The following is a 21,499-nucleotide window of genomic DNA, read 5'->3' as shown; positions in this document are numbered from 1 at the left end:
CGATTCGAAGAGTGACAGCAGATCAGTGATCGGGTCGTACGTGGCGGTGGGGGACAGCTTCACCGAGGGCGTCGGCGACCCCGGGCCCGACGGGGCGTTCGTGGGCTGGGCCGACCGGTTCGCGGTGCTGCTCGCCGACCGGCGTCCCGAGGGCGACTTCCAGTACGCCAACCTCGCCGTGCGCGGGAAGCTGCTGGACCAGATCGTGGCCGACCAGGTCCCGCAGGCCGTCGACCTGGCACCCGACCTGGTCTCCTTCTGCGCCGGGGGCAACGACATCATCCGTCCGGGCACCGACCCCGACGAGGTGGCCGAGCGCTTCGAGAGGGCCGTGGCCCGGCTGGCCGCGGCCGCCGGCACGGTGATGGTGACGACCGGCTTCGACACCCGTGGCGTGCCCCTGCTCAAGCACCTGCGCGGCAAGATCGCCACGTACAACGGGCACGTCCGCGCCATCGCCGACCGCTACGGCTGCCCCGTGCTCGACCTGTGGTCCCTCAAGTCCGTGCAGGACCGCCGGGCCTGGGACAGCGACCGCCTGCACCTGTCGCCCGAGGGGCACACGCGCGTGGCGCTGCGGGCCGGACAGGTCCTCGGCCTGGAGGTACCGGCCGACCCCGAGCAGCCGTGGCCTCCGCTGCCGCCCCGGGGCACCCTGGAGGTCCGCCGCGACGACGTCCACTGGGCGCGCGAGTTCCTCGTGCCCTGGATCGGGCGCCGACTGCGCGGCGAGTCCTCCGGCGACCACGTGACCGCCAAGGGCACGCTCTCGCCGGACGACATCAAGATGCGCATCGCCTCCGTCGCCTGACACCGCCCGCCTGCGCGGTTTGGCTCCGCTCGCCTCCGAGGCTTGGTGCCGCTCGCCTCCGCGGTCTGGCTCCGCCGGCCGCGCCCCGGACCGCCCGCACGGGCGGCCCGGGACGCGGCCCGCGGCCCTCGCCGTCCGGCCAACGTCCGGCGCGACAAGCCCGGTTCACGGGCGAGGGCGTCGTCTGCGCGCACCGCACGCCGTACCGGATCACCGTTCGGGTGCGCCGCCGGCCCGGCTGCCTCCCCGAAACCGCAGGAGCCGTGCGGGCCCTCGCCAACGGGCCTGCGGTGACGGCAGGGTGCGAGAGGGGGCACCCCGCTCCGTCCGGGCTGTCGGAGGCGCCGACCATAATGGAGGCCTCACCCCACTCCACCGGGAGGTACCGTGATCGGTTCGCGTTCTGAGGGCTCCGGGCCGCGTGCCCTGCGGCCCGCCGCGTTCGGAGCGGAACCGGGCGGCGCCCGCCTGGCACGCATCCGCCGCTCGCCGCACTTCAGGGACGGCGTCTTCCAGAACCCCGGCGGCCCCGCCCGCACCCGGCCGAGCGCCTCGGCGGTGGACCTCGCCAAGGTGTTCCTGGACAAGGACACCCGGCCGCTGCGCTCGCCGAGGGGCACCGTCCCGGTACACCCCACCACCTTCGCCGACCTGGCCGAGCCGCCCGCCACCGGACTGCGGCTGACCTGGACGGGCCACTCCAGCGTGCTCGCCGAGATCGACGGCCACCGCGTGCTGTTCGACCCCGTCTGGGGCGAGCGCTGCTCCCCGTTCCCCTTCGCCGGCCCCAAACGGCTGCATCCGGTCCCGCTGCCGCTGGCCGCACTCGGCCCGGTCGACGTCGTCGTCATCTCGCACGACCACTACGACCACCTCGACCTGCCCACCATCAAGGCGCTGGCCGGCACCGACACCCTGTTCGCCGTGCCGCTCGGCGTCGGCGCCCACCTGGAGCGCTGGGGCGTCTCGCCGGACCGGCTGCGCGAACTGGACTGGCACGAGTCCACCCGGATCGGCGGACTCACCCTCACCGCCACCCCGGCCCGCCACTTCTGCGGCCGGGGCCTGCGCAACACCCAGCACACCCTCTGGGCGTCCTGGGCAGTCGCCGGCGAGGAGCACCGGATCTACCACAGCGGTGACACCGGCTACTTCGACGGCTTCCGGGAGATCGGCGCCGCGCACGGCCCGTTCGACGCCACGATGATCCAGATCGGGGCGTACAGCGAGTTCTGGCCCGACATCCACATGACCCCGCAGGAGGGCCTGCGCGCCCACCTCGACCTCCAGGGCGGGGCGCCGCACGGCGTGCTGCTGCCGATCCACTGGGGCACCTTCAACCTCGCCCCGCACCCCTGGGCCGAACCGGGGGAGTGGACCAAGGAGGTCGCCGAGGAGGCCGGCCAGGCGGTGGCCCTGCCCCGGCCCGGCGAGCCCTTCGAACCCGCCGGCAAACTCCCGGCGGAGGCCTGGTGGCGGCACGTCTCGGGCGAGGTCCGGCGCACCTGGCGCGCGGCCGGCGCGCTCGTGGCGGAACCGCCCGTACGAGGCTGAGCGGGGAGGCCGGCACCGCCCGTACGGGCCTGAGCGGCGCCGGGGTTCCGGCACCGACGATTCCAGGCCAAGGCGACGACTCTCGGTGACATTCGCCAGCGCGGCCCCCAGGGAGGGAGGCGGTCCGGCGGGCGGCCGAGACGCACGTGTGTTCGCGTGTTCACACCCGACCGGGGGCGGCGGGCCGATCCGGCCCGCCGCCCCCGGTCGTGCTTTCTGATCGCTTCCGACCAGGTCGCACCGGTCTCTTTCGCTCCATCCGGGGGAAACTCGGCCGGGTTATCGGTCTGTCGTACGGCTCCTCATACCAGAGCGGGACGCTCCGCGGGGGACTTTGTCCACTGCCCAGCACACAGGATGCGCGGGCAACTACTGTGAGTGTCCGTCGGGCGGCATGCGGCCGGATTCCCCGGTCCCGTCGGCCGACACCGCGATGACGCGCGCCCGCATCCGCATGCCCGCAGCGCGTACCGCACGAGGACCCCAAGCCCGACGGACCAGGACGAGGACGCAGATGTCTCACCTCCGAGCGCCGGCCGCCCGCGCCGACCGTCGCGAGGGCGGCCGGCACGGGCGGCCGGTCGCCCGACCCGCTCCGGCACTGCCCGAGACGCGCATACGGCCCCAGTTGATGCGGATCGCCGTCCTGCCGCCCCTCGCGGTCGCGCTCGGCGCCGGCGCCGCGGTGCTGTGCAGCGTCCGCTCCGCCGGGGCGCACACCGGGCCCCTGCTGTGGGCCATGGTCGCCGGAGCGGCGGGCGTGACCGTCGCCGGGATTTTGATCGCCGCCGTGGCCGCCGACCGCGCCGCCCGCTCGATCGCCGACCGCGTCGACGCGCTCCGGCGCACCGCCGCGCGTGTCGAGGCCGACCTGCACGCCCTGGTCGACGCGCTCCGGCAGGGCGAGGCCCCGCCCCAGCGCGGCAGGCGCGGCGGGCCCCCGCCGGGCGCCGACGACTTCGAGCTGCTGGCCGCCGACCTGGCCCGCGCGTACGACGGCGCCGTCACCGCCGTCGTCCGGGCCGCCCAGCTCTCCAGCCAGACGGGCAGCGAACAGAAGCTGGAGGTGTTCGTCAACCTCGCGCGCCGGCTTCAGTCCCTCGTGCACCGGGAGATCTCGATCCTCGACGACCTGGAGAACGACATCGAGGACCCCGGCCTGCTCAAGGGCCTCTTCCACGTCGATCACCTGGCCACCCGGATCCGGCGGCACGCCGAGAACCTCGCCGTGCTCGGCGGCGCCGTCTCCCGCCGCCAGTGGAGCAACCCGGTCAGCATGACCGAGGTGCTGCGCTCCGCCATCGCCGAGGTCGAGCAGTACTCCCGGGTCAAGCTGGTGCCGCCCATCGACGGCGAGCTGCGCGGCCACGCCGTCGCCGACGTCATCCACCTGCTCGCCGAACTCATCGAGAACGCCACGGTGTTCTCCGCCCCGCACACCCAGGTGCTGCTCCGCGCCGGCCTCGTCACCTCCGGGCTCGCCGTGGAGGTCGAGGACCGCGGGCTGGGCATGCCCGTCACCGAGCAGAACCGGATGAACGCCCTGCTCGCCGACCCCGACCAGGTCAACGTCGCCAGCCTGCTGGCCGACGGCCGCATCGGCCTCTACGTCGTCTCCCAGCTCGCCCGCCGGCACGGCATCCAGGTGCGGTTGCAGACCAACATCTACGGCGGTGTGCAGGCCGTCCTAGTCGTCCCCCAGGCGCTGCTGGGCCAGGCCCGGGGTGTACCGGGCGCGGACACGGACGCCGGTGCGGGACCGGACGAGGGGGCGGTATCGGTGTCGGCGCCGGGGCCGGGTGAGCACATGGGCGTGGGTACGGGCGCAGGCGCGGGCGCGGGCACCGAGGCCGTGGCCGTGCCGCCGCCGCGGATGCCGACGGCCGCGTCCTCGCCCGGGGGCGCGAGCCGGGGAACGGACGGACAGGGTGCCGGGGGCGGCACGGGAAACGGTTCCGCGCCGGCCACCGGTGCGGAGACCGGGCCGGGAGGAACCGAGCCCGTAGGAACCGCTCCCGGAGGAGCCGAGGCCGGAGAGACCGGGACCGGCGGCACCGGAACCGGTGGTGTCGCGGCCGAGGGTGGGACCGGTGCCGGCGCCGGTGCCGGTGCCGGACAGGCGCCGGGAAGCGGGCGGCGGCGGCACGCGCAGCGTGGATCCGGGCGGCGCGACGCCGAGAACGGCACGCGCGGACGCCGGGGAGCAAACACCCTGCCCCCGCTGCCGGTCCGTGGCACCCATAAGGCTCGGCCCAACCCCGCCGACGCCATGCCCGGCATCAGCGCCCAGGACCGGCCGGTGGTGGAGGCACACATGGGTCTGCTGCCCACCCCGCGCGTCGACATGGTGCGCGACACCACGGACACCACGGACAAGCCCGAACTGCCCCGCAGGCGCGCCCAGGAGCACATCGCGCCCCAACTCCGCGGCGGCCCGGCACCCCGCCAGGACGCCGGCACCGCCGCCGGCCACGACCCCGGCCTGATGGCAGCCTTCCAGCGCGGGTTCGGCCTCGCCGAGGCGCAGCAGCACCCGGAGTCCGGGCACGCGGAGTCTCGGCACGGGGAGCCGGGGCCCGGGCGGGAAGAGCCGGCGAACGAGGGACCGGCGGGGGAGGGGAGGACGTACAGGGCCTACGGCGAAGCGGCGTACGCGAACACCGCCTACCGACACATGGATCCGCCCCACATGGACGCCGCGCCCATGGTCGCCGGGCACATGGAGGCTCCCCACCACACAGCCTCCGCCCACACGGGCGCACCTGACATGGGCTCGGGCAGAAGACGGCATACGAGATGTAGAGAGGTCTCGTGGGCTCGGAGATGTGTATAAGAGACAGTCGTACCCCCACCCCCAGCGCTCCCGCAGATCTTCGTACCCCAAGGAGTCGATCCACCATGGCGAGCGATGCGCCGACCATCCCCGCATCCGACCTCGACTGGCTGCTGAGCGGCCTCGTGCAGCGCGTACCGCACACCTCCAGCGCGGTGCTGCTCTCCTCTGACGGGCTGGTGAAGTCCGTACACGGCCTGGACGCCGACAGCGCCGACCACATGGCGGCCCTGGCCTGCGGCCTGTACTCCCTCGGCCGCAGCGCGGGCGTCCGGTTCGGCGACGGCGGGGACGTGCGCCAGGTCGTGGTCGAACTCGACGCGACCCTGCTCTTCGTCACCACCGCCGGCTCCGGCACCTGTCTCGCCGTGCTGGCCGGCCGCGAGGCCGACGCCGCCGTGCTCGGCTACGAGATGGCGATGCTGGTCAAGAGCGTGCGCCCCTACCTCGTGACCGCCCCCCGGCAGCAGACCGCGGACCCGGCGGCGGCGAGGCCTTGAGCGTGGCCGCGGCCGGCGACGGGCCCTGGCTGGACGAGGCGGCCGGGCGGCTGGTGCGACCGTTCACGGTCAGCGACGGCCGCACCGAGCCCAGCATCGCCCTCGACCTGATGTCGCAGGTGATGGCCACCGGCGTCACCCCGCTCGGCTACCTCGGCCCCGAGCACGCGCAGGCCCTCGACCTGTGCCGCGCGCCCGTCCCGGTCGCCGAGGTCGCCGCTCAGCTGAAGCTGCCCGCGGTGGTCACCAAGGTGCTGCTGTCGGACCTGGTCGACTGCGGCGCGCTGACCACCAAGCCGCCCGCCTACCACCACACCCCCACTGACCGGTCTCTGCTGGAGGCAGTGCTCGATGGACTACGACGACAGCTCTGACCCGTTCCCCACCGCGCTCAAGATCCTCGTCGCGGGCGGGTTCGGGGTCGGCAAGACGACCTTCGTGGGCGCGGTCAGCGAGATCGCGCCGCTCAGCACGGAGGAGCTGCTCACCACGGTCGGCGTCGGCACGGACAGCCTCGACGGCGTCGAGAACAAGATGGAGACCACCGTCGCCATGGACTTCGGCCGGATCACCCTCGATCCGGAACACGTGCTGTACCTGTTCGGCACGCCGGGGCAGGAGCGGTTCTGGTTCATGTGGGACGAACTGTCCGAGGGCGCGCTCGGCGCGGTGATCCTCGCCGACACCCGGCGCCTCCAGGACTGCTTCGCCGCCGTCGACTTCTTCGAGGAGCGCGGCCTCGCCTTCATCGTCGCCGTCAACGAGTTCGACGGCGCCCACCGCTACACACCCGACGAGGTGCGGGCCGCCATCGACCTCGGCCCGGAGATCCCGGTGGTGCGCTGCGACGCGCGGATCTCCAGCTCCGGCGTCCAGACCCTGCTCACCCTCGTACGCCATCTGCTGGCCCTCGCCCCGGCGGCCACGCCCAGCCAGGGCGCCCACAGGTGATCGAAGACCCACCGTCCACGGAGTTCCTGTATGAGGTACACCCACAGCGCCGGAGTCCGGCGATGAGCTACGAGCCGCCCCGGCCGGTCCGGGGTCTGCTGCTCACCCCCGAGGACAAGGAGGCCCCCGCCCGGGTCGACCGGCTGCGCCGGCTGGGTCTGGCGGACCGGCCCGACCCCGCGCTCGACGCCTTCGCCGGCGACCTCGCCCGGCTCACCGGCGCGAGCTACGCCATGGTCAACTTCATCGGCGAGGACCACCAGTTCTTCGCGGGCCTGAGCACCCCCGCCGTGCCGGTCGTCCGGGAGGACGGCAGCAGGGCCGAGATGGGCCGGGTGCTGCCGCGCGACCATGGGTTCTGCCCCCATGTGGTGGTACGACACAAGGCGCTGGTCCTGGACGACGTCCGCGACTTCCCGCGGTTCGCGGGCAACCCGGTCGTCGACGAGTTCGGCATCCGCTCCTACCTCGGCGCCCCGCTCATCGACGGCTCCGGCATGGCGCTCGGCACCGTGTGTGCCGCCGACACATCCCCGCGCGCCTGGGGCAGGACCGGCCTGGACACCATCAAGGCGCTCGCCGCCGATCTCGTCCGCCGCCTCGAACGGAGCGCGCTGGACGGCCTGCCCCTCTGAGACACCCGCCCCGCCGGAGCCGGGCTCGAGGACGGCGCGGCGCGAGGGAGACGAGGGACACCCGTGGGGCCTGAAGGAAAGCTGAGGCGCCGGTTAAGAAAAGCTCGATGGACCCCGGCGCGCGCATAGGGCAGATTGCGGGGTGATTTCACCCCTCTGACCCGGTGCGGGCTCCTTCGGCATGCCCGCGGGCCGGGCCTCACCCACAGGAGCCGTAGCGTTGAAGGCGCTGGTCAAGGAGAAGGCGGAGCCGGGACTCCGGCTGACGGACGTCCCGGAGCCCGCCATCGGCCCCGGTGATGTCCTCATCAAGGTCATGCGGACCGGTATCTGCGGCACCGACCTGCACATCCGGGCCTGGGACGGCTGGGCCCAGCAGACCATCCGCACCCCGCTCGTGGTCGGCCACGAGTTCGTCGGGCAGGTCGTGGAGACCGGCCGGGACGTGACCGACGTCCGCGTCGGCGACCGGGTCAGCGGCGAGGGCCACCTGGTGTGCGGCAAGTGCCGCAACTGCCTGGCCGGCCGCCGCCACCTGTGCCGGGCCACCGTCGGCCTCGGCGTCGGCCGTGACGGCGCGTTCGCCGAGTACGTGGCCCTGCCCGCGTCCAACGTCTGGGTGCACCGGGTCCCCGTCGACCTCGACGTGGCCGCGATCTTCGACCCGTTCGGCAACGCGGTGCACACCGCGCTCTCCTTCCCGCTGGTCGGTGAGGACGTCCTGATCACCGGCGCCGGACCCATCGGCCTGATGGCCGCCGCCGTGGCCCGGCACGCGGGCGCCCGCAACGTCGTCGTCACCGACGTCAGCGAGGAGCGCCTGGAGCTGGCCCGGAAGATCGGCGTGAGCCTCGCCCTGAACGTCGCCGGGTCCACCATCGCCGACGGCCAGCGCGCACTGGGCCTGCGCGAGGGCTTCGACATCGGCCTGGAGATGTCCGGCCGCCCCGAGGCCATGCGCGACATGATCGCCAACATGACCCACGGCGGCCGGATCGCCATGCTCGGCCTGCCCGCCGAGGAGTTCCCCGTCGACTGGGCCCGGATCGTCACCTCGATGATCACCATCAAGGGCATCTACGGGCGCGAGATGTTCGAGACCTGGTACGCGATGTCGGTGCTGCTGGAGGGCGGTCTCGACCTCGCCCCCGTGATCACCGGCCGGTACGGCTACCGCGACTTCGAGGCCGCCTTCGCCGACGCCGCGAGCGGCAAGGGCGGCAAGGTCATCCTCGACTGGACCGCCTGACCCCCTGCAACCGCGAGCACCTTCAGGAGCCCCCCCATGTTCGACACCGTCCGCGACGACCTGCGCGCCACCCTCGACGAGATCCGCGCCGCCGGCCTGCACAAGCCCGAGCGGGTCATCGGCACCCCGCAGTCCGCGACCGTGAACGTCACCGCCGGCGGCCGCCCCGGCGAGGTCCTCAACTTCTGCGCCAACAACTACCTCGGCCTCGCCGACCACCCCGAGGTGATCGCCGCCGCCCACGAGGCCCTGGACCGCTGGGGCTACGGCATGGCCTCCGTCCGCTTCATCTGCGGCACCCAGGAGGTGCACAAGGAGCTGGAGGCCAGGCTGTCGGCGTTCCTCGGCCAGGAGGACACCATCCTGTACTCCTCCTGCTTCGACGCCAACGGCGGTGTCTTCGAGACCCTGCTCGGCGAACAGGACGCGGTGATCTCCGACGCCCTCAACCACGCCTCCATCATCGACGGCATCCGGCTGTCCAAGGCCCGCCGGTTCCGCTACGCCAACCGCGACCTCGCGGACCTGGAGGCCAAGCTGAAGGAGGCGTCCGACGCCCGCCGCCGGCTGATCGTCACCGACGGCGTCTTCTCCATGGACGGCTACGTGGCGCCCCTGCGCGAGATCTGCGACCTCGCCGACCGCTACGACGCGATGGTCATGGTCGACGACTCGCACGCCGTCGGCTTCGTCGGCCCGACCGGCCGGGGCACCCCCGAACTGCACGGCGTCATGGACCGCGTCGACATCATCACCGGCACCCTCGGCAAGGCCCTCGGCGGCGCGTCCGGCGGCTACGTCGCCGCCCGCGCCGAGATCGTCGCCCTGCTGCGCCAGCGCTCCCGCCCCTACCTGTTCTCCAACACCCTCGCCCCGGTGATCGCCGCCGCCTCCCTGAAGGTCCTCGACCTGCTGGAGTCCGCCGACGACCTGCGCGTCCGGCTGGCCGACAACACGGCGCTGTTCCGCCGCCGGATGACCGAGGAGGGCTTCGACATCCTCCCCGGGGACCACGCCATCGCCCCCGTCATGATCGGCGACGCGGCGAAGGCGGCCCGCATGGCCGAACTGCTGCTGGGACGCGGGGTGTACGTGATCGGCTTCTCCTACCCGGTCGTCCCCCAGGGCCAGGCCCGCATCCGGGTCCAGCTGTCCGCCGCGCACTCCACGGACGACGTCCACCGCGCGGTCGACGCCTTCGTCGCGGCGCGCGCCGAACTGGCGGCCTGACCAGGCCGGACGAGCTGGGATAATCAGGGGCATGATCGAGGCACGGCGGCTCCACATCCTCCGCGCGGTGGCCGACCACCGCACGGTCACCGCGGCGGCCGCCGCGCTCTACCTCACCCCCTCCGCCGTCTCCCAGCAGCTGACGGCCCTGGAGCAGGAGACCGGCCACCGCCTGGTGGAGCGCGGCGCCAAGGGCGTACGGCTCACCCCGGCCGGCGAGATCCTGCTCAGTCACACCAACGCGGTCCTCGCCCAGCTGGAGCGGGCCGAGGCCGAGCTGGCCGCCTACGGCTCGGGCGAGGCGGGCACGGTCACCGTGGCCGCCTTCGCGACCGGCATCGCCCAGGTCGTGGCCCCGGCGGTGGCCCGCCTAGCCGCCAAGGCACCCGGCATACGGATCCGGGTGCGGGACGCGGAGGGAGACGCCAGTCTGCCCATGGTCCTGGACCGGCAGGTGGACGTGGCGGTCGCCGTCGAGTACCGGGGCGCCCCGTCGGCCGACGATCCCCGACTGACCCATGTCCCGCTCTACGCCGAGCCGTTCGACGCGGTCGTCCCCCTCGGACACCGGCTGGCGGACGCCCCCGAGGTGCCCCTGGCCGAGCTGGCCAAGGATCCCTGGATCGGGCCCTACCCCGGCAATCCCTGCCACGACGTGGTCGTCCTCGCCTGCGAGAGCGCCGGCTTCCAGCCCCGCCTGGAGCACTCCTCCGACGACTTCCGCGCCGTCGTCGCGCTCGCCGCCGCCGACGCGGGCGTCGCCCTCGTACCGCGCTCCGCACTGTGCGGCATGGACCTCGCCGGTGTGGTCGTACGCCCCGTCGACGGCGTCGCCCCGACCCGCCGCGTCTTCGCCGCCGTACGCCGCGGGGCCGAGGGACATCCGCTGATCCGCCCGGTGCTGGAGGCGCTAGGCGAGGCGGCCCGGGCGTGAGGCGCCCGTAACACGGCCGTCTCATATCAGGGATAGCGTCCCGGATATGAGAAGCGAGGATCCTGTCGATCTGCTCCTGGGCGCCCGCCTGGCCGAGCTGCGCGCCGAGCACGGCTGGTCCCTGGGCGAGCTGGCGGAGCGCAGCGGAGTCAGCCGGTCCACCCTGTCCCGCGCCGAACGCGCGGAGACGAGCCCCACCGCCGCCGTCCTGAACCGGCTCTGCCACGTCTACGGCCGCACCATGTCCCAGCTGCTCGGCGAGGTCGAGGCGGCCCCGGCCCCGCTGGTCCGCGCCGCCGAGCAGCAGGTGTGGGAGGACCGTACCGCCGGCTTCGTACGCCGGTCCGTGTCCCCGCCGCACACCGGACTGCGCGGTGAACTGGTCGAGGGCCGGCTGGCCCCGGGCGCGGACCTCGCCTACGACCGCCCGCCCGTGCCCGGCCTGGAACAGCACCTGTGGCTGCTCGCGGGGGCCCTGGAGGTCACCGTCGGCGAACAGGCCCACCGGCTCGACGCGGGGGACTGCCTGCGGATGCGGGTGACCGGCGCGACCCGGTTTTGCTGCACCGGCCCCGACCCGGCGCGCTACGTCCTGGCGGTGGTACGGCCGTGAGGATCGAGCGCTGGGACGGCGACCGGATACGCGCGCGGGCCGACGGCCTGGCGGCGCTGCTGACCGACACCGTGGCCTCGGGTGCCTCCGTCGGCTTTCTCGCACCGCTCGGCCACGCCGAGGCGGTCGCCTGGTGGCGGGAGCGGGCGGACGCCGTGGCGGCCGGCGGGCTCGCCGTCTGGGCGGCCCTGGACGCCACGGACCGGGTGACCGGCACCGTCGGCCTGGACTTCCCGGGCAGGCCGAACAGCCGGCACCGGGCCGAGCTGGTCAAGCTGATGGTGCACCGGTCGGCGCGCGGGCAGGGGCTCGGCCGCCGGCTGCTGACCACCGCCGAGCGGGCGGCCGCGGCCGACGGGCGCACCCTGCTCCACCTCGACACCGAGACCGGCAGCCCCGCCGAGCGGCTGTACCGCTCGGCCGGCTGGACCGTCGCCGGCACCCTCCCCGACTACGCGGCGAACCCGGCGGGCGAGCTGCGGCCGACGACGCTGTACTACAAGCGGCTCGACGGCAGCCCCGGAGGCTGATTGTCAGTGGCAGGGGCTACCTTGCGTGGCATGCCGGACGCAGAAGACGTACGCCGAATCGCCCTGTCCCTGCCGGACACCACGGAGAAGGTGGCCTGGAGCATGCCCACGTTCCGGGTGGCCGGGAAGATGTTCGCGACCCTGCCCGAGGACGAGACGTCCATCGCCGTGCGCTGCCCCAAGGTGGAGCGCGACGAACTGGTGCTGGCCGAGCCGGACAAGTTCTGGATCGCCGGCCACGAGGCCCAGTTCGCCTGGGTGCGGGCGAGACTGGCCGCCCTGGAGGACGAGGAGGAGCTACGGGACATCCTGGCCGACTCCTGGCGCCAGGCCGCCCCACCCCGACTCCTCGACGCCCACCCGGAGGTGGGGCTCCCGGCCGGGGGCTGAGACACCCGGTGGGCGGGCGGTGGGCGGCGGTGGGCGCCGGGCGCGTCCTGCCGGCCTCCGCCGCCGTGAGCCTGTCGGTGGCGGCGATCCCGCCGGCGGTACGGGCGCGGTGGTACGGACGCTACGCGACCTGGTCCGAGCCGAGCCGGCCGCGTCCGTCACGGAGGACGGACCGCGCAGGCCGGATCGCGCAGGCGCGCTGAGGCCCGCCTCCCCGCCCGCCGGGTGAGGCCGGTGTCTCACCCGCCCACGGAGAGCGGGCCGCGTCCGCCCACCGGCACCCGTCCGGCTCCCACGAAGCCGCCGATCCGCTCCCGCAGGCTCGCCGCGTCCAGGCCGTGCGCGGCCACATGCTCCTCGACGGTGCCGTAGCGCCGCAGCTCGCGCCGGCCGACGCCGAGGCCGAGCACCCGGTGCGGCACATCGGACAACGCCTCGCCGACCGCGGTCGTGGAGGTCCCCGCCAGGTACGGCTCGACCAGCACGACGTCCGTACCGGCGGCCTCCGTGGCCCGGCGCAGCCCGGCCGCGTCGAACGGCCGTACCGTCGTCGCGTACAGCACGGTCACGTCCAGGCCCTCCGTCGCGGCGAGCACGGCGTCCAGCAGCGGGCCGACGGCGACCACGACACCCGAGCGGCCCTCGCGGACGGTGACGAAGCGCTGCCCGTCGACCGGCCGCCCCTGCCGGTTGGACTGCACGGACAACCGTACGTACACCTTGTCGTCACCCGCGGCGACCGCGTGCCGCAGCAGGGTCTCGGCCTCGTCCGGATGCCCGGGTACGTGCACGGTCCAGCCGTCCAGCGTGTCCAGGAGGGCCACATCGCCCGGAGCCATGTGGGTGAAGCCGCCGGCCGGCCAGTCGAAGGAGGCGGCGGCGCTCACCAGCACCGCGCCCGTGTCCTGGTGCCCCAGGTCCAGCTTGACCTGCTCGAACGGCCGCTCCACGAGAAAGCTGGCGAAGGTGTGCACGACGGGCCGCAGCCCGGTGAGCGCCAGCCCCGCCGCCGCCCCGACCAGCAGTTGTTCGCGGATGCCGACGTTGATCACCCGGTCGGGATGGCGGCGCATGGCGTCCCGGAAGCCGTCGAGGCCGATCTCGGCGAGGACGACGGCGAGGCGCGGGTCCTCGTCCAGCAGCCGGGAGACGACGGGGGCGAAGCGGTCACGCATGGTGTCCATGGAAGTGTGCCCTTTCGGGGAGCGGGGGAGGGTCAGGCGTTCTTCGGCTCGACACGGGCCACGACGACATGCGGCCGGCCCGGATGCGGCGCGGTGAACGCCGCGTGCAGCGCCGCGTGATCGCGGCCGTCCACCGTGACGGCGGACCAGCCGGCGGCCTCGAACCGGGCCGCGATCCCGCCGGGCAGCGCGTGACTGGCGGAGGAGTTGTCGATCACGACGGTGTGCAGCCGGTCGAGTCCGGCGGGGCCGGCGAAGGCGATCGCCTCGTGGTTGCTGCCCTCGTCCAGTTCGGCGTCCCCGATCAGCACCCAGACCGCCGGATCGGTCCGGCCCTGGGCGCGCAGGCCCAGCGCGGTGCCCACGGCGATCGGCAGCCCGTGCCCGAGCGACCCACTGCCGATCTCGGCGCCCGGCACCAGCACCCGGTCCGGGTGGTGCCCGAGCGGGGAGTCGTACGTGCCGAACCCCGGCAGCCACTCCGTGGGAAGGAAGCCCTTCGCGGCGAGCACGGCGTAGTAGGCCATGGGCCCGTGCCCCTTGCTGAGCAGGAAGCGGTCCCGGTCGGGGTCGGCGAGCCCTTCGGGGGTCACCCGGAGCACCCGGTCGTAGAGCACCCACAGCACGTCGAGCGTGGAGGTGGCGGCGGGGCCGTGCTTCTCGTCACCCGTCATCAGCCCCATCAGCCGGGGCAGGTCGTCATAGCCGTACGCACGGCCCTGATCGGTTGCGGTCGTCATACGGTTGATCGTGCAACCTCAACCAAACTTGAGGTCAACGGCGAAAGGGGCGCGCGATCACCGACCCGAGTGCGGTATTGTTTCCCTGCGCGTTCGCCCGGGGAAAACCCCAGGTCAGACCGCGCACCGGGACGTGGCGCAGCTTGGTAGCGCACTTGACTGGGGGTCAAGGGGTCGCAGGTTCAAATCCTGTCGTCCCGACTTGTGAGAGTCGCAGATCAGGGTCGGCTTCGGAGGAATCCGAAGCCGGCCTTTGATCGTTCTTGGGGACTGGTTGGAAACCAGCGCTCCCTCCCCGGTGTCGGCCGGGGAGGCCGATCGGACTCGGGGGCGAGTGGGGACGCGGACCGGGCCGAGGTGTGCGGAGCGTGCTGCGCCGGCGGCCGTAGCGCTGGGTGGTCGTGAGCGAGCCGTGGCCGGCGATGCGTCGCGGGACGTGGACCGGGATTCCCGCGTCGGCGATCACCGGCTTGGGGCCTACCGCCTTACCGGAAACGTGCACAGGGCGATGGCGCATGCCAGTCGATGAACGATGTCGGAAAGCCGTGTGCGGGAGAACCGTACGCACGGTTTGAAGCGGCGGGGGCCGGAAACGAAGCGGAAGCCACCGTGCCGGCCCCCCGACCCTGCTCAGGTCAGTAGTACACGACGTTGTCGATGTGGATCTCCGGGTCGTCCGGCAGGTCTCCTTCGAAGGACCCGCCCATAACGGTGCTTTCTGAGGCCGTCTGGCCTGCGGGTATTTGTTTGAAGTTGAAATTGTTGGTTGTCACCCAGTCGTCTCCGTTGCCGATGCTGACGGTAACCCTTATGTTGCGGGTCCTGTCGGCGGTGTTGGTGGCGTTGCAGGCGACATTGATGCCCAACTCGTTGCGGGTAGCTCGGATCTCCGTATCGCCGAGTGTGACGATCTTCGTCTTCCCTAGGTAGCTGATGACCGGTGAGGGTTCCGGGCTGGCCTCGGGCGATACCGGGGCACTTGGGGCGCTGCTCGGTGTGGCAGAAGGAGAAGGAATGGTCGAGTTTTCAGATGCATGGTTATCGCCGTTGGAACATCCGGCGATCAGTACGGTAAGCAGCAGTGCTGCGCCCCATGCACCGGGGCGCAGCGCGTGACGCGGTGACATCAGTTGCAGGCCCCTACGGACAAGTAGTTGTCGACGACGACCTTCGTTCCGATCTTCATGTAGGAGTACGCCTGGCCACAGTAGCCCTTGTTCTGGTAGACGGGCCCGGCGTAGGTGCTGTACGTGCCGAAGTCCTCGACGTCGGGAGTGTCGGTGTAGTTGTCCTTCAGGCGGATGCCCATGGAGTGCGCGGAACCGGTGTCGTTAAAGAACACGGCACAGATCGGCATGTCGTAGAGACGGTCGCCTGTGGTCTTGCCGTTGGTCCATGTGTAAGCGGTGCCGTAGGTGCTGTACCTGGCAGCGCCAGTGGAGATGGTGTAGCCGGATCCGCATACGTTGGCGGCGGCTGCGGCAGCGGCCGCGTCGGACTCGATGATTTGCTTCGTCTCGACCGATGCCTGCTTGTCGACCTTGACGCCCTCGACGTCCATGACCTCGATCTGCGTGTTGCCCTGCGGGCTGGGCTGTTCGGCTGCCGATGCGATGGGCGCGACCATCGTGGCAGCCAGTAAAGCGGCGCAGACTCCCCCGAGGCGTATAACAATCTTCACTTTCTCCCCTTGAAGTGACTGACAGGTGGGTGTGACGGAGAGAGAGTACGGCACCGAACATGCAAGCGAGAGGTGCTGTTGATCGATCTGTCGGTTTTAGCTTCAATCTTCCATGTTTCCGGTGATCGAATCTCGGTCACCTTCGCTCTTGCGTTGGCGAAAACGGCAGAGATTCGGGTGCGGTCCCCGCGGACGGACTGGGCAGCGATTTTGCGTTGATCTCTAGTTGCTGGCTTGCATAGGCGGTGTGACGGCGGTCAGACGCAATCTGGCCATGCCGTGGGGTCAGACTGCTTCGCCGCAAGGACACATCACTTCGTCCTGCAACGGCGGCCGAGTGCTCGGGCAGCATGGCGTCGGCCGAGCTGCTGCCCACCGGCCCCCTCGCTGTCGGCTGGATCCGTGAAGGCGGCCGTCACGTCCGTGCCCTGTCGGGAAACACAGGGGCCCGTGGCATCCATTTTTCCTGTGCGGGGGGGGGCTTCGAGGGCATGGGTGGGCGAGGTGCCGGGCCACGGCTCACGGCGGGACGTGACCGTCGCCCTCGCCCCCGGCCGGTCTGGTGGGTGTGGTTCTACACCGATGCTGTGGGTGGAGGAGCTTGGTCGGGTGAGTCCAGCACGTTCCCCAGCCGCGGCGGCATCGGCCGCATGTGGTGCGTTCATCGGGCTGACGATGCCCTTTCGAACCGCAAAGCGGGGCGGTCAGTCGAGCCGCCGGTTCGAGCGTCAGCCTCGGACCGGGGTGATACGAGAGAATGACGGGTTGGCGTTTAGTGATCAGTTGAGGAACTCCCAGCCTGCGCTGCAGTGCCTGTCGCGCTCAGGCAGGGTCGACAGCCTCTGTGGCTTTCTGCCTCACGATGGGCGCAGGCGAGGCATGGCCCCGTCCGGTCAAGCTGATGTGCCGGGCGATGATTCGTACGGCTTCCGTTTCACCATGTCTGTTGCGCTGTTGTCGGTGTGTCTACAGCGACCGGACGCTTGCGGGCTTCAACACGGCCGCCGACCACATCACTACCGCCCGGCTCGCTCTGGCCCAACTGCCCAAGCGCTATCGGCGCGGGCGACAGACACTGATCCGCACGGACTCCGCGGGCGGCACCCACGACTTCGTGGCCTGGCTCGTCCGGCGAGGACGATGGCTGTCCTACTCGGTCGGCATGACGGTCACCGAAGCGATCCACGAACACGTCCTGAAGGTTCCCGCTTCGGTATGGACCCCGGCCGTCGAGACCGACGGTGAGGTGCGTGACGGGGCCTGGGGCGCCGAGCTCACCGGCAAGCTGCTGGACGGCTGGCCGAAGGGCATGCGGCTGATCGTCCGCAAGGAGCGTCCCTGCACCGGCGCCCAGTTGAGGATCACGGACACGGACGGCATGCGGATCACCTGCTTCGCCACCAACACCGCCGGCCGGCCGATCGCCGAACTCGAGCTCCGTCACCGGCTGAGGGCCCGGGCCGAGGACCGCAGCCGGGCCGCCCGCGCGACCCGGCTGCGCAACCTGCCCCCGAACACCACCGCCCAGAACAGGATCTGGCTCGAGATCGTCCAGATCGCCCTCGACCTGCTGGCCTGGATGCCCATGCTCGCGCTCAACGGCAAGGCCAGGCTCTGGGAGCCCCGCCGCCTGCGATTCCGTCTGTTCTCTGCGGCCGCTCAGCTCGTCACCACCGGCCGCCGGCGGATCCTCCGCCTGGCCCGGCACTGGCCCTGGACCGGCCCATCACCGCCGCACGCGACCCGCTCGCACTCCTGCCGAACCCCGGCTGACCAGCGGATTCACCCGTCCCTACGAGAGCCCTTCTCCACCCGGAGCAGTGGAACCCGGCGCCACCCCGAGATGACCTCGGGCCCTCGGCCTGCACAGACTCAACTCACGACACGGAAACGGGCCACCGACTCCGTCGGCGGCCCGTCACGAAACTTCGAGGTTAACGACTTTCGGTCAAGTAATCACCGGTTCGCCGTTTACCTCTGCCGAGGGGGCAGGGCCTTGACTATGTTTGCGCCTAAGTTCCGAACGTGTGAGCGAAAGTCGTTAGGCTGAGGGGGCCCCTGCCCTCGCATCCCGTAGCGGTTCGGAACGACCTGTCAGTGGTGGGAGTGGTGCTGAACCGGTCCCGCTGCCCACCTTCAAGCGATGTATGGGGAGTCGGCTAGAGATGTCGAAGCTCAGGGCAAGCCCGCGAGCTGTCACGGCTGCTGCGATTACGACCTTAGGTGCGATGGCTGCGCCACAGGCGGTGGCCGTCGACCAGCCTGCTGTCCCGATCTCCGAGAGAGGCGACGCAGCCACCCGGGCCCCCGTTCAAAGCGATCCACAGGCTGTAGCGGCAGCGGCTACCGTGTGCGGGACTGGTTACCCACTGTTCCGAGCTGTTCCGCTGCCTGCGCGAGCAGGCCCGGACCAGCGGCTGGCCACGCCGTTCTCGCACGAGAACGGCAGCAAGGGGTGCACCATCCTCGACAACAACGTCGGGGTGTCGCAGTACATGTATCTGCACGTGTGCGAGATCGAGGGCACGGGTTGCGATACCGGCTCCGAAAACTTCACCCAGTACGCCGGCCCTGTCTACGTCGCAATTCGATCTGTTCCCCCGTAACAGCGAAGATGGGTGCGAATTCCAGCAGCTTGTACATCGACTTAAAAACCGACTACATGTTCACCTGTGGCTGACAGCTTGCCCGGCAAGGACCGGGCCTCCGCCCGCTTTCTGTTAGTGACCATGGCAGCCGGGGTGTCGGATTTGGCCGACGGTCTCAGCAAGGCAGCACCAGAGGTAGCCGCTCGGCGCGCCGCCGCTGCTAGTGGAAATGCCGTCAGCCCGACGAACACCGCTGTGGGCAGCACGCAAAAGTTCGCTTTCTCGGTCACCGCGAAGGCGGACGGTGTGTGGCCGGGCACGACCTGGCCAACCAGGACAGACATCACGGCCTCAGGCTTCGAAGAGGCGGTGAGCGGCTCGCGGATCACCCTGAAGGTCGTCAAGGGCGATCCGTTCGGCGGCTTACCTTGACTACATGCACGCCTCGCACCTTGTGCGGACTGCTATCGGGGCTCCACTGCGGTTCGCAGTGAACGGTTTGAGCAGCGCCGGCGATCTCGCAGCCGGCCTCAGCTCGCCGACCCGCCAGGGCAAGGGTAGTTGAGCCGTCACCGTAGCGCGCAATCCGCACGGTCGATATCGCGCTTTCCCCGGCTCCTTGCGAAAGACCGGGGAGGCGTCCGCCCCGTCTGGAAGAACACTCTGCTTTTAACGAGCGAAAGGATGCTTGAGATAATGGCTGACGAAATGGTGCTCCAGGCCCAGAAGTGGGTCAACTCCACCTATGAGAATGTTTCCGGCTACAACCCTGTCGCGGAAGACGGTAAAACCGGCTGGAACACCATGTATTCCCTGACCCGTGCACTGCAGTACGAACTCGGTATCACGGCTCTGTCCAACGCGTTTGGCCCGACGACCTTGTCGAGGCTGCAGGCCAAGGGTGCCATCAAGATCGGCGAATCCAACAAGAACATCGTCAAGATCATCCAATGCGGGATGTACTGCAAGGGCTACAGTGCGGGCGCCATCGACGGGGAGATGTCAGAGGCGACCCGGGCCGGCATCAACACGATGATGCGTGACGTGGGTCTTTCCGCGACCTACCTCGACGGTACGGTGCGCCCGAAGGTGTTCAAGGCGCTGCTGACCATGGACGCCTACGTGTTTCTGTCCGGCGGGCTGGAGCAGATTCGCCTCATGCAGCAGTGGCTCAACGGCCGCTACTTAGACAAGTCGACCTTCTACATAGGTCCGTGCGACGGCTTCTTTTCCCGGGGCGTCCAGCAGGCGCTGATGAAGGCCATCCAGTATGAATCGGGTATCCCCGAGGACCAGGCCAACGGTGTCTTTGGCGCCGGAACCGTGGCCGGCTTGAAGGCCCACACCCTCTCGGAAGGTGATAGCGGCACGTGGGTGCAGCTCTTCACCGGTGCATGCGTGGCGAACGGTCCGTCCAACGCGAGTGGTGACATCGCCACCTTCGGCAACCAGTTCGACGCGGACCTTACCGACTGGGTCGAGAAGTTCCAGAAGTTCTCCGCGATCGGCGTGACCGGAAAGGCCGACTTCGACACCTGGGCGCAGTTGCTTGTCTCCTACGGGAACCCCGACCGGAAGGTCATCGCATGTGACACCCGGTTCACCATCACCCCCCAACGGGCGGAAGCCCTCTTCAGGGAGGGGTACCGTGCCGTCGGCCGCTACTTGGACGAGCCGCCCGGGAGCACGTTGAACAAGGAGATCCAGCCCGGCGAGCTGGACGCCATCTTTTCCGCCGGCCTGAATGTCATCCCTATCTGGCAGTATGACGCAAGCAGTCTCGCGGACTTCAAATACAGCAATGGCTACCTGCACGGCAGCCTGGCGCACGGCCGTGCCACCGGGTACGGGTTCAACAGGGGTACGGTCATCTACTTCGCGGTCGACTACGATGCCACCTCGGCGGACATGGACCTGGTCATCGACTACTTCGCCGGGGTGAACGACGCGTTCAAGAGCAACGGCAGCAAGTACGTCGCCGGTGTCTACGGCTCACGAAACGTGTGCGCCAGCGTCTCCGGGGCCACCTATGTCCCTTACGCGTACGTCTCCGGCATGTCCTACGGCTTCTCCGGGAACCTCGGCTTTCCCTTGCCGCAGAACTGGGCTTTCAACCAGATCAAGGAGTTCAGCTTCCCCAACGGTTCGGACAGTTTTGGGCTGGACGCCGTGGCGTACCGCCCCGGCGCCGACTTCGGGCAGGAATCGGTCAACGAGCCGAACAGTTCGTCGGTCGATGATTTCATCGCCTATGTGCAAAGGGTGTACGACGCTGCGGTCTCCTACGGCAAGGGTGATCCGAACGAGCTCTCGTTGCAGTTCATGCGCTGGGAGAAGTACACCGACACTCGGTGGAGGGCGCTGTTCGGCGAGGTCGACGATGCCTTCATCAGCTACGCCTCAGACCGAGGGCTTGACCAGGCGAGGAAGCACGCGTACACCGACCCGTCCATGGGCGCCCTCATCAATCCGGACCACCTCGCGGCGAGCGCCAGTGGTTACTTCCTCAAAGGCAACGCCGGGGTAGGAAAGGCGAACCGCGCGGAACTGGCAAGCTGGGGTGGAGACTTGCTCACATTCTACGGTGAATGGAGCCGTTCGGATAACGCGTCGCCCCTGGACTTCTGCCGCAAGACGCTGTGCAGGCCCGATGTCGCGTCGACTTTCGCGCTGGGCGACCTTATCGAGGACATCGACGGATTCCTGGTCGCCCAGCGTCTGAAGAACGGCAACACGAACATCGTCCAAGAACTGAGGAGAATTTTGGTTGGAACAGGGCACTTGACGCGTTTCAGCGAGTTCAAGATCTACCGGTTCGGTGGCGTCACGAGCAACATCCAGGAAACGGCGAAGGCGTTCCTGGAGGGGCAGATAGACGACACGCTGCTGTCTTCCACTCGTGCGCTCCTCATTCACATGAACTGCCCCGTGGGTAAAGAACCGTGGAACGAGTCCGACTCCGTGATGACTGAATTCTATACAGGTTTCGCCGAGACGCTGCAGAAGCTTATCGACCAGCAGGTGGCGCGCCGGGCGAGGTTCCTTGCCGAGCAGAAGGCAGAGAGGTAGTAGGTGT

18 protein-coding genes, 1 tRNA gene and 1 pseudogene are annotated in these 21,499 nt (G+C 70.4%); 16 read left to right on the top strand and 4 right to left on the bottom strand.

The window, feature by feature from the left end; translation table 11 throughout:
- The first annotated feature begins 25 nt into the window (after positions 1 to 25).
- The 12 genes from IH25_RS0135945 to IH25_RS0135885 all read left to right on the top strand — a co-directional run bounded on the left by IH25_RS0135945 (position 26) and on the right by IH25_RS0135885 (position 12,230).
- Entirely contained in the window at positions 26 to 811 is a 786-nt protein-coding gene (locus IH25_RS0135945; RefSeq protein WP_030620881.1) for an SGNH/GDSL hydrolase family protein, read from the top strand.
- A 387-nt stretch (positions 812 to 1,198) separates the two neighbouring features.
- Positions 1,199 to 2,365: an MBL fold metallo-hydrolase gene (locus IH25_RS0135940; RefSeq protein WP_209445412.1), complete on the top strand. Its 1,167-nt coding sequence runs from the start codon at positions 1,199 to 1,201 to the stop codon at positions 2,363 to 2,365.
- A 2,898-nt stretch (positions 2,366 to 5,263) separates the two neighbouring features.
- Positions 5,264 to 5,698 (top strand): roadblock/LC7 domain-containing protein, encoded by a 435-nt coding sequence (locus tag IH25_RS0135930; protein WP_030620871.1) that lies wholly within the window; start codon positions 5,264 to 5,266, stop codon positions 5,696 to 5,698.
- 2 nt (positions 5,699 to 5,700) lie between these two features.
- A complete protein-coding gene (locus tag IH25_RS0135925) occupies positions 5,701 to 6,072 on the top strand; it encodes a DUF742 domain-containing protein (protein WP_030620868.1) in 372 nt (123 codons plus the stop codon).
- Positions 6,050 to 6,649 carry a GTP-binding protein gene (locus IH25_RS0135920; RefSeq protein WP_030620866.1) on the top strand — a complete coding sequence of 200 codons (600 nt, stop codon included), beginning with the start codon at positions 6,050 to 6,052 and terminating at the stop codon, positions 6,647 to 6,649. The genes IH25_RS0135925 and IH25_RS0135920 overlap by 23 nt, the downstream gene beginning before the upstream one ends.
- A gap of 62 nt (positions 6,650 to 6,711) precedes the next feature.
- Positions 6,712 to 7,284, top strand: coding sequence for a GAF domain-containing protein (locus IH25_RS0135915; protein WP_030620864.1), 573 nt, complete (start codon positions 6,712 to 6,714; stop codon positions 7,282 to 7,284).
- A 220-nt stretch (positions 7,285 to 7,504) separates the two neighbouring features.
- Positions 7,505 to 8,533 carry an L-threonine 3-dehydrogenase gene (tdh, locus tag IH25_RS0135910; RefSeq protein WP_030620862.1) on the top strand — a complete coding sequence of 343 codons (1,029 nt, stop codon included), beginning with the start codon at positions 7,505 to 7,507 and terminating at the stop codon, positions 8,531 to 8,533.
- A 36-nt stretch (positions 8,534 to 8,569) separates the two neighbouring features.
- Complete coding sequence (locus IH25_RS0135905; RefSeq protein ID WP_030620858.1) at positions 8,570 to 9,763, top strand: glycine C-acetyltransferase; 1,194 nt, start codon at positions 8,570 to 8,572, stop codon at positions 9,761 to 9,763.
- A 31-nt stretch (positions 9,764 to 9,794) separates the two neighbouring features.
- On the top strand, positions 9,795 to 10,697 hold the full coding sequence (locus tag IH25_RS0135900) for a LysR family transcriptional regulator (protein WP_030620855.1): 903 nt from the start codon (positions 9,795 to 9,797) through the stop codon (positions 10,695 to 10,697).
- A gap of 46 nt (positions 10,698 to 10,743) precedes the next feature.
- The gene (locus tag IH25_RS0135895) at positions 10,744 to 11,310 is read left to right on the top strand and encodes a helix-turn-helix domain-containing protein (RefSeq protein ID WP_030620852.1); all 567 of its coding nucleotides are present in this window, start codon (positions 10,744 to 10,746) and stop codon (positions 11,308 to 11,310) included.
- A gap of 2 nt (positions 11,311 to 11,312) precedes the next feature.
- A complete protein-coding gene (locus IH25_RS0135890; RefSeq protein WP_037656304.1) occupies positions 11,313 to 11,840 on the top strand; it encodes a GNAT family N-acetyltransferase in 528 nt (175 codons plus the stop codon).
- A 30-nt stretch (positions 11,841 to 11,870) separates the two neighbouring features.
- Complete coding sequence (locus IH25_RS0135885; RefSeq protein WP_030620848.1) at positions 11,871 to 12,230, top strand: MmcQ/YjbR family DNA-binding protein; 360 nt, start codon at positions 11,871 to 11,873, stop codon at positions 12,228 to 12,230.
- A gap of 239 nt (positions 12,231 to 12,469) precedes the next feature.
- On the opposite strand, the gene IH25_RS0135875 is transcribed toward IH25_RS0135885, so the two are convergent.
- Both IH25_RS0135875 and IH25_RS0135870 read right to left on the bottom strand, forming a co-directional pair.
- Positions 12,470 to 13,414, bottom strand: a complete 945-nt coding sequence (locus tag IH25_RS0135875; RefSeq protein WP_030620842.1) for a transketolase family protein — start codon at positions 13,412 to 13,414, stop codon at positions 12,470 to 12,472.
- Between the two features lie 32 nt (positions 13,415 to 13,446).
- Positions 13,447 to 14,154, bottom strand: a complete 708-nt coding sequence (locus IH25_RS0135870) for a thiamine pyrophosphate-dependent enzyme (protein ID WP_030620839.1) — start codon at positions 14,152 to 14,154, stop codon at positions 13,447 to 13,449.
- A 127-nt stretch (positions 14,155 to 14,281) separates the two neighbouring features.
- Between IH25_RS0135870 and IH25_RS0135865 the strand changes: the two genes are divergently transcribed.
- A tRNA-Pro gene (locus IH25_RS0135865) sits at positions 14,282 to 14,355 on the top strand.
- 434 nt (positions 14,356 to 14,789) lie between these two features.
- Here the strand turns inward: IH25_RS0135865 and IH25_RS42715 are convergent.
- Positions 14,790 to 15,281 (bottom strand): hypothetical protein, encoded by a 492-nt coding sequence (locus IH25_RS42715; RefSeq protein WP_245172981.1) that lies wholly within the window; start codon positions 15,279 to 15,281, stop codon positions 14,790 to 14,792.
- Positions 15,281 to 15,835 (bottom strand): hypothetical protein, encoded by a 555-nt coding sequence (locus tag IH25_RS0135855; RefSeq protein ID WP_245172980.1) that lies wholly within the window; start codon positions 15,833 to 15,835, stop codon positions 15,281 to 15,283. The genes IH25_RS42715 and IH25_RS0135855 overlap by 1 nt, the downstream gene beginning before the upstream one ends.
- 985 nt (positions 15,836 to 16,820) lie before the next feature.
- Between IH25_RS0135855 and IH25_RS38160 the strand changes: the two are divergent.
- The 3 genes and pseudogenes from IH25_RS38160 to IH25_RS0135840 form a co-directional block, all read left to right on the top strand.
- Positions 16,821 to 17,608: pseudogene (locus tag IH25_RS38160) on the top strand (transposase); the annotation flags it as partial.
- 899 nt (positions 17,609 to 18,507) lie between these two features.
- Positions 18,508 to 18,855, top strand: coding sequence for a hypothetical protein (locus IH25_RS41465; protein WP_157847078.1), 348 nt, complete (start codon positions 18,508 to 18,510; stop codon positions 18,853 to 18,855).
- A 264-nt stretch (positions 18,856 to 19,119) separates the two neighbouring features.
- Complete coding sequence (locus IH25_RS0135840; RefSeq protein ID WP_030620830.1) at positions 19,120 to 21,492, top strand: glycoside hydrolase domain-containing protein; 2,373 nt, start codon at positions 19,120 to 19,122, stop codon at positions 21,490 to 21,492.
- Positions 21,493 to 21,499: the final 7 nt, after the last annotated feature.

The sequence above is a fragment of the Streptomyces achromogenes subsp. achromogenes genome (assembly GCF_000720835.1).
Classification (GTDB): Bacteria; Actinomycetota; Actinomycetes; order Streptomycetales; family Streptomycetaceae; genus Streptomyces; species Streptomyces achromogenes.
Note: the sequence above shows the minus strand (reverse complement) of the source record. Positions and strands in the feature narration are given on the sequence as shown.

Coding starts and splice junctions, on each gene's coding strand:
- IH25_RS0135930 (WP_030620871.1), top strand. CDS start 5,264: ATGGCGAGCGATGCGCCGACCATCCCCGCATCCGACCTCGACTGGCTG.
- IH25_RS0135895 (WP_030620852.1), top strand. CDS start 10,744: ATGAGAAGCGAGGATCCTGTCGATCTGCTCCTGGGCGCCCGCCTGGCC.
- IH25_RS0135905 (WP_030620858.1), top strand. CDS start 8,570: ATGTTCGACACCGTCCGCGACGACCTGCGCGCCACCCTCGACGAGATC.
- IH25_RS42715 (WP_245172981.1), bottom strand. CDS start 15,281: ATGTCACCGCGTCACGCGCTGCGCCCCGGTGCATGGGGCGCAGCACTG.
- IH25_RS0135885 (WP_030620848.1), top strand. CDS start 11,871: ATGCCGGACGCAGAAGACGTACGCCGAATCGCCCTGTCCCTGCCGGAC.
- IH25_RS0135900 (WP_030620855.1), top strand. CDS start 9,795: ATGATCGAGGCACGGCGGCTCCACATCCTCCGCGCGGTGGCCGACCAC.
- IH25_RS0135870 (WP_030620839.1), bottom strand. CDS start 14,154: ATGACGACCGCAACCGATCAGGGCCGTGCGTACGGCTATGACGACCTG.
- IH25_RS0135840 (WP_030620830.1), top strand. CDS start 19,120: ATGGCTGACGAAATGGTGCTCCAGGCCCAGAAGTGGGTCAACTCCACC.
- IH25_RS0135920 (WP_030620866.1), top strand. CDS start 6,050: ATGGACTACGACGACAGCTCTGACCCGTTCCCCACCGCGCTCAAGATC.
- IH25_RS0135915 (WP_030620864.1), top strand. CDS start 6,712: ATGAGCTACGAGCCGCCCCGGCCGGTCCGGGGTCTGCTGCTCACCCCC.
- IH25_RS0135875 (WP_030620842.1), bottom strand. CDS start 13,414: ATGGACACCATGCGTGACCGCTTCGCCCCCGTCGTCTCCCGGCTGCTG.